Source organism: Terriglobales bacterium (assembly GCA_035624475.1).
Classification (GTDB): Bacteria; Acidobacteriota; Terriglobia; order Terriglobales; family Acidobacteriaceae; genus DASPRL01.
The window spans coordinates 1-6,957 of the sequence record DASPRL010000397.1; the positions used below are offsets into that span (position 1 = coordinate 1).

Annotated in this window: 9 protein-coding genes; 3 read left to right on the forward strand and 6 right to left on the reverse strand. The window is 66.5% G+C overall.

The features are described from left to right. Positions 1 to 542 precede the first annotated feature (542 nt). Both VEG08_15335 and VEG08_15340 read left to right on the forward strand, forming a co-directional pair. Positions 543 to 800 (forward strand): hypothetical protein, encoded by a 258-nt coding sequence (locus VEG08_15335; protein ID HXZ29367.1) that lies wholly within the window; start codon positions 543 to 545, stop codon positions 798 to 800. Positions 801 to 814: 14 nt separating this feature from the next. After that, positions 815 to 1,534, forward strand: coding sequence for a hypothetical protein (locus VEG08_15340; GenBank protein ID HXZ29368.1), 720 nt, complete (start codon positions 815 to 817; stop codon positions 1,532 to 1,534). Between the two features lie 355 nt (positions 1,535 to 1,889). Here VEG08_15340 and VEG08_15345 read toward each other — a convergent pair whose 3' ends face one another. The 4 genes from VEG08_15345 to VEG08_15360 form a co-directional block, all read right to left on the reverse strand. Beyond that, complete coding sequence (locus VEG08_15345; protein ID HXZ29369.1) at positions 1,890 to 3,497, reverse strand: SAM-dependent methyltransferase; 1,608 nt, start codon at positions 3,495 to 3,497, stop codon at positions 1,890 to 1,892. A 250-nt stretch (positions 3,498 to 3,747) separates the two neighbouring features. Further along, positions 3,748 to 4,278 (reverse strand): tail fiber protein, encoded by a 531-nt coding sequence (locus VEG08_15350; protein ID HXZ29370.1) that lies wholly within the window; start codon positions 4,276 to 4,278, stop codon positions 3,748 to 3,750. A 19-nt stretch (positions 4,279 to 4,297) separates the two neighbouring features. Then, positions 4,298 to 4,792 carry a tail fiber protein gene (locus VEG08_15355; protein HXZ29371.1) on the reverse strand — a complete coding sequence of 165 codons (495 nt, stop codon included), beginning with the start codon at positions 4,790 to 4,792 and terminating at the stop codon, positions 4,298 to 4,300. Between the two features lie 36 nt (positions 4,793 to 4,828). Further along, positions 4,829 to 5,344, reverse strand: coding sequence for a tail fiber protein (locus VEG08_15360; protein HXZ29372.1), 516 nt, complete (start codon positions 5,342 to 5,344; stop codon positions 4,829 to 4,831). 248 nt (positions 5,345 to 5,592) lie between these two features. Here VEG08_15360 and VEG08_15365 point away from each other — a divergent pair, with 248 nt between their 5' ends. Beyond that, positions 5,593 to 6,069, forward strand: a complete 477-nt coding sequence (locus tag VEG08_15365) for a hypothetical protein (protein HXZ29373.1) — start codon at positions 5,593 to 5,595, stop codon at positions 6,067 to 6,069. Between the two features lie 12 nt (positions 6,070 to 6,081). On the opposite strand, the gene VEG08_15370 is transcribed toward VEG08_15365, so the two are convergent. After that, positions 6,082 to 6,561, reverse strand: coding sequence for a GNAT family N-acetyltransferase (locus tag VEG08_15370; GenBank protein HXZ29374.1), 480 nt, complete (start codon positions 6,559 to 6,561; stop codon positions 6,082 to 6,084). Then, the gene (locus VEG08_15375; protein ID HXZ29375.1) at positions 6,558 to 6,878 is read right to left on the reverse strand and encodes a hypothetical protein; all 321 of its coding nucleotides are present in this window, start codon (positions 6,876 to 6,878) and stop codon (positions 6,558 to 6,560) included. The genes VEG08_15370 and VEG08_15375 overlap by 4 nt, the downstream gene beginning before the upstream one ends. Positions 6,879 to 6,957: the final 79 nt, after the last annotated feature.

Sequence of the window (6,957 nt, forward strand, 5' to 3'; positions counted from 1 at the left end):
AGATCGGGGCCGCGCGGCCCACGCCCCCGCCCGCACGTGTCGTTCTTCTTCCCACCCTTTGCCAAGAGCGCCCCTCGCTTGCGCTCCGGGCCGGCAAAGGATGGGGCACCCCCGGTCGTTCTGCTTTCGGGATATACTCTCCCGCGAAAGGTGGGCCACCCGCCAGCTGGCACAACGTGGATCGCGTGAATGCGGCTGTCGAGAAGATCGTCCGCGACCTCTATCATCGAACTGCCGGCGATACGGATCGCTATTCTAAGGAAAACCCGGATCGTGTGCCAAAGTACGGCCCTGGCTGCGATTGCCACTGATCTGGAGGAATGTGTGAGAGGGATGTCAATATGAGGCTATTCACGTGGGCCATTATCATTTCCGTGCTAACGGGTGGCATTTGCTCACAATCGTTACCGACGTTCTGCGATCTGATTCGGAATCCAGAGAAGTACAGTGGCAAGGAGGTCACCATCCGAGCTACGTACAGATACGGGTTCGAATGGTCAGAACTATACTGCCTTGATTGCCTAGACCAAGGAAAAGTGTGGTTGGACATGCCTACCGCTCTAGAAGACACATCAGCCAAGTCCCTTAGGAAAATGCCCAAGGGTGCCGGAATCGTCAACTTAACGGTGCAAGGTATTTTTGTGAGTGGCGGCACCTTTGGGCACTCAAACGCTTATCGCTACAAGATCGACCCCACCAGAATCAGCGATGTGGTAGTTCTCCAGAAAGGAATGAAGTCTCCGGCAGAAGAAAAAGACGTTGAGAAGCGTTGGGCGTGCGGAGGCAGAAATCCAAAGTAACCGCAAAGAGAGAGATGCCGAGTGGCGGCGTGACGCGGAGTTTCGCCGGGATCACTACGACGAATCAATACAACAAGCGCCTGCAGCCCAGTCTGCTCTCGGCGGCGACCACGGGCTCGGGCAGCCAGACCGTCCTCAGCCTGACGTATGATTTCCACCTGGGCGGGAACGACAACGGCAACGTGTACGCCATCCTGAACAACCGCGACGCGGCGCGCTCGGCCGGCTACAGCTACGATGCGCTGAACCGGGTGGCGGCGGCGGTGGACCAGGCCAACGGCGTCAACTACGCGACGGCGGCCAGCTACGCGCCGCCGGGCGAGCTGGCGGGGGTGACCTACGGAGCCAGCGGGACGTTTGCCGGGATCGTGACCGCGAACAGCTTCAACAACCGGCTGCAGCCGGCGAGCATTCACGCCTCGTCGTCGGCGGGGACGGTGCTGGACCTGAGCTACAGCTTCAACAGCGGGACGGCGCAGGCGCCGGTGGACAACGGCACGCTGGTGCGGATCGCCAACAACCGCGACCTGAACCGCAGCCAGAACTTCACCTACGACGCGCTCAACCGCATCACCGCGGCGTGGACCGACGGGACGAACTGGGGCGACACTTACACGGTGGATGCCTGGGGCAATCTCACCAACAAGACCCAGATGCAAAGCAAGACCGGGGGCGGAAACCGGGGAAACCGGGGACAGACGGGACGTTTTCTCGTGGTTTGGACGCATGGGTGAACTTGCGAGAGCGGTGGTGGCGGGTGTCGCGCCCCACGCCCGAAAACGCCTATATCCCTCGCCAAGCCCGGGGTTGGCTGGAGTGGGGGCGTCGACGTCCACGGAAAAACATGGTTCCCTCGTTCGCGCTCGGTCGCGTGCGCTCCTTCGCGCTCGCTCGGGATGACAATGCTAGAGGAAGCGGGTCATGGCACGGCTGAAGCCGCGCCCTGATACAAGGCGTCCATTGGCCGCAGTCCCTCGCTGCGCTCGGGATGCGAGAGAAAAGCGGGCCTGAGCGGACCACCCCGAACTTCCCCACTCAAGCCAAAAGCGGGCTGAGTGGGCACTCCGCGCTTGCGAAGGTCGCGAACGGCTAGCCCTTCCCCTCCAGCTTGCGCAGGGAGGAGCGGGCGGGCTCGAAGTCAGGGTCCAGCTCGCAGGCGGCGCGCAGGAAGGCCAGGGCGTCGTCGGAGCGTCCTAATCCCAGGGCGCACAGGCCCAGGTTGTAGCTGGTAGCGGCGGAGCGGCCCAGCATCTGCTCCGAGGCCTGGAAGAGGGGCAGGGCGTCGGCGAAGTAGCGTAACTCCAGCAGGATCACCCCGCAATCGAAGGCGAGGACGTTCTCGTCGGGATGGACGGGAAAGCGGTTGGCCCAGGTGCGCAGCACCGCCTGGCGCAGGTCGCTGCGCTCGCGCGCCGCGCCGCCAAGCTGCCGCGTGATCACGGGAAAGAGGCGCAGCAGGGCGATGGGGTCCCAGCGGGTGAGGCGCAGCACCGCCAGCGCCTGCGGCAGGGAGAGGCTCTCCAGTTGCGCATTCAGCCAGCCCAGCAGGCTGAAGAGGTCGTCGGGGCCGAAGGCCTGCTGGGATTCGCGGTAGGCGGCGGCGGTCTGCGGAAAGCGCTCGCCGCGGCGGCCGCGGAGGAAGGCGCAGAGACTGAGGTTGGCGGAGCGCTTGTCGGGCAGGAGCGCGGCGCCGCCCCCGGCGCTGACGTACTTCGCCAGCGCGTCGAAGTTCACCGTCTGGGAGAAGCAGTCGGGGCCGTGGAATTCCAGGGTGGGCGGGCCCTGGGAGAGGGCCAGGTCGTCCTCAGCAGTGTAGCCCTTGTCGGCGGCCAGCAGCAGCAGCGGGGCATGGGCGGCAGCGCGCCGGGCCTCTTCCAAGAGCTGGAGCGCGGCGGTGGGGAAGAGCACGGTGGCGGCGGGCAGGCGACTGCGGTAGTGCTCGAGGATCTGGTTCCAGGAGGGATCGGGATAACGCTGGGGGCGCAGGGGAACGTTGCGCCAGCTCAACTGGAGCTGGGAGAGGGCCGGGGTGGTGCCCGCGCCCGGCTGCGGAGAGCGGGTGGTGAGCAGGGCCTCGGAGATGGCGCCCGCGGAGATCACGAAGGCGTCCTGGGGCAGGCTGTCGAAGAGGTAGTTGGCGATCAGCACCAGCGCGCCCGGGGCTGCGCCGGCCAGCAGAGAAGCGAGGGGCTGGCCGCTCTCATACAGAGCGAAGTCGAGCAGGCCGCGGGCGGCGAAGTCGGCGAGGTAGGGATTGGCGCGCCAGGCGGCGAGCGAGGCGGGGGCGCAGTCGGCCATACAGTAGCGAATGCTCCCGGGGGCGAGGCCGCGCTGCGCGAGGCGGGCGGTCAGGTGGCGCAGGAAGAGGCAGGCGAAGCGGCCGGGCCCGGCGCCCAGGTCGAGGATGCGCAGAGGGTGGGCGGGCGAGAGCGCGGGCGCGCCGGCCTCGGCTTGCTGGCAATCCTCGAGGAAGGCGGCGACCAGCCCGGCCTGGATCTCGGCCAAGAAGGGATTGTTGGTGATGTACTGCGGGACCAGGTCCTCGCTCCAGGCCTTGGGGCCCCGCTCGACGTAGAAGTCGCGCTGGCGCTGCCAGAGCAGGGACTGGGAGAGAGGGCGGTCACTCTCCAGGAGAAGCGGCTCGGGAGCGGCCGGCGCCGGCCCAGCGGGCGGAGTCGGCTTGGGAGGCGGGGACATGGGGGTGGAGATGGCCAGGCGGCGAGCGCCTATTGTACCCAATCGGAGACACGGGAATGCCGGAGGGCACAGCGATGGCTCGTCGCGGCGATAGGGGTCTTTCGGTCGCCCTTGCTTTCCCCGTTTCCCGCAGAGCGGGACCCGGGACGCTCGGGCTCCCTCAGGATGACAATCCAAAAGGAAACCGTCCGAAAGGGCAAAGGGCCCGGGAGATGACATCTCCCGGGCCCGGGATCCGGCAGGGCCGCGGCTAGCTGCGCGCCGGGAAGATGCCCTGCAAGGCGATGCAGAAGTTCAGGGTCAGGTAGGGCGGCATGTTGTTGTGGGGCAGGCTGCCGCCGGTGATGGCGAGGGCGAAGGGGTTCATCTGCACATTGGTCGGCGGGTTGGAGGGGGCGTAGACATTGCCGAATCCCTTCTGTCCCGAGGACCAGGCGTTGTTGGTGGGGCTGGCCGAGTTGTTTGTGCCGGGGAGACACTGCACGCCGTGGCTGTGCGCCGGCATCTCGGTCTGCAGCAGGGTGACGAACTGCTCCCCGCCGATCTCGCCCTGGACGCGCAGGCTGAGGCCGGGACCCTGACCCTGCTGCATGGGGGCGGAGCCCTCCAGGTTGGGAAGCGCGAAGGTGCTCTTGCCGTCGCCGCCGTAGAAAGTGCCGACCAGGGAGAAGAGGGCAGTGTTCTGGCTGATGGGCAGGAGCTGGCCGTCGCAGAAGGCCCAGCCGGTGGGAGCGAAGTTGAAGGGGAAGATCCGGATCTCAGCTACGAAGTTGTCGGCCATGGCGATGCCTCGTCTCCGCCTAGTTCTGCGAGGGGAAGATCCCCTGCAGGGCGATGATGAAGTTGAGGACCAGATAGGGCGACATGTTGTCGTGGGGCTGGCTGCCGCCGGTGGAGGTGATGTCCGCCGCATTCATGGCGGTGTTGGAGCTGCCGTTGTAGAGGCTCGGGTTCGCGCACCACAGGTTTCCCGCAGGGCTGGGCAAGGTGGGATTGGCGGGGGAGCCCACGGCCTGGTGGGTGTGAGCGGGCAGCTCGGAGATGATGAGGGTGTGGGCGGCCTCGCCGCCGACCTGGCCCAAAGTGAAGCCCGAGCCCATGTGGACGGGGACGCGGCCCTGCAGGTTGGGCAGAGCGAAATTGGTCTGCCCGTTGCCGCCATAAGTGGTGCCCAGCAGGGCGAACAGGGCCTGGTTCTGGTTGATGGGCAGGATCTGCCCGTTGCACAGGGCCCAGCCCTTGGGGGCGAAGTTGAAACTGATGATCTTGATCTCACTGAGGAACGGCGTTCCCATAAGCGTCTCCTAAGACTTGCGAACCCCCGCCGGGCTCTAGGTCGGGCTGGGGAAGACCCCGAACAGGGAGAGGATGAAGTTGATCACCAGGAACGGCAACATGTTGTCGTGAGGCTGGGAGCCGCCGCTCGAGGCCAATACGTTGGCGGCCATGGCGGTGTTGGGAGCGGCGGTGGAATACAGGCTCTTGGAGCCGGAGGAGGCCCACACGCCGTTGGCGGGGCTGTTCTGGCCGCCGGTGCCGGAAAAGGCCTGAGGAGCGTGGGTGTGCCCCGGGATCTGGCTGGTCGTGAGGGTGACCGACTCCTCGCCGGCGGCCTGGGCCAGGACATAGGGGATGCCGGCCTGCGTGCCCGCGTGGATGGGCACGCGAGATTGCAGGTTGGGCAGGGCGAAGGTCTCCTGGCCGTCGCCGCCATAGGTGGTGCCGATCAGATTGAAGAGAGTCTCGTTCTCGGAGATGGGAAGCAACTGGCCCTGGCAAAACGCCCAACCCGCAGGGGCGAAGTTGCCGGCGAACATGCGGATCTCACCGACGTAGGGTTGCGACATCCATCCCTCCTGCTCCGGGGACGCGGGGAGCGCGTCGCCGGTTGGATCGCCGGCGGGGAAGGCAAGCCTGCCGCCGGTCGGGGACTGCTGAAAATATCCTGCGTTGCTGCTGGCGAAGGGGAAGGGACGCGTGGTACTATGCCCTCTCCCCACCGCCCCTGTCAAGGCGGTTTACTTACCCGGCAACAACTTGTGATCACGCCCGGAGAACGCTAGAGTGTGGCGGCGTTCCGGGGAGGAGGGGGAGCATGAGCAAGAGTTCACGGCGGGCGTTTCTGGCGACGACGGGAGCCTTCCTGGCCGCCGCCGCGGCCCTGCCTCTGCAGGCGGCCGCGCAGGCGCCGGCGGCCGATGCCGGAGGGCCGGCGGGAAGGGCGTCGGACCCGGCCAACGCCTGGCTGGGCGACCAGCCGCAGTATCAGACCATCTCGCTCTACCAGTTCACGCCGCAGATGTTCCAGCCGCTGATCGGCTCGAGTTTTGTGGTCACCGACAGCCAGGGGCATCGGCTCGGGCTGCGCTTGACGGCGGTGAGCGACCTGAGCAAGCAGAATCCGGGCTCCCGCACGGCCTTCTCGCTCAGCTTCCAGCAGCAGGGAGGCAAAGCGCTGGAGCAGGGGACCTACCAGTTCTCGGCTCCGCCCCTGGGCACGTTCCTGCTGTTCGTGGTTCCTTCCAAGACGCTGCGGCAGACGACCTACACGGCGGTAGTCAACCGCCTCTAGCCGGGCGCCAGATCACTCCGCGGGCATCCATTGCAACAGCCAATGGATGCCCTCTTCTTTTTGCTTCCGGAAACCGAGGCGGGCGAAGAGCCGCTGCGAGGGATTGAAGCTCTCCACGTAGATGGAGAGCGGCAGGCGGGCGCGCGCGCCCTCCTCCATGAGGCGGCGGAGCAGGAGGGTGCCGAGGCCGGCGCCGCGATGCTCGGGCAGCACGGTGACATCGAGGATGTGGATGTGTTCGGGGGCGCGCTCCAGGTAGAGGCGGCCCACGTCGCGTCCCTGGTGCTGGATGATGGAATGCTCGGCCTGGGGATACTGGGCGCGGTAGTGGTGGAGCTGGGCCTCGAACTGCATGCGCACGAAGGCGGCCTTCTGCTCCGCCGACCAGGGGACCATGGCCATTTCCGCGGCGCGCGTGCAGGCGTAGACCTGGAGCAGAAAGGCTTCGTCGCCGGGCTGGACGGGGCGCAGGGTCACTTCTTCCGGGTTCATGGGCGGGCGGGAGCGTCCTTGATCATGCGGTTGAAGACGGCCTGATAGGTGACGCCCTGAGGGTCGCCGGCCACCGGCACCAAAAAGAAGTCCATCTCGCCCAGGACGGAGTGCTGGAGGCGATAGGTACGCTGGGGGAGCAGGGGAGCGGCGGGACCGCGGAACAGGAGCCAGAACATCAGGGCGCGGGGATGAGCGGGCCCGCGCTCCACCTCGATCAGCTCGAGGGGGAGAGAGGTCCCGGGCTCGACCTCCACCTCGAAGCGGGTGTGGAGGTGGGGAGCGAAGGTCTCAACCATGTAGAGCGACGGGTCCATCGTTCCCCTTCCTCATTCTGCGGGAGTCCACTCCATGGCATCGTACACCGGGTCGCCGCCGGTGCGGCGGAATCCCAGG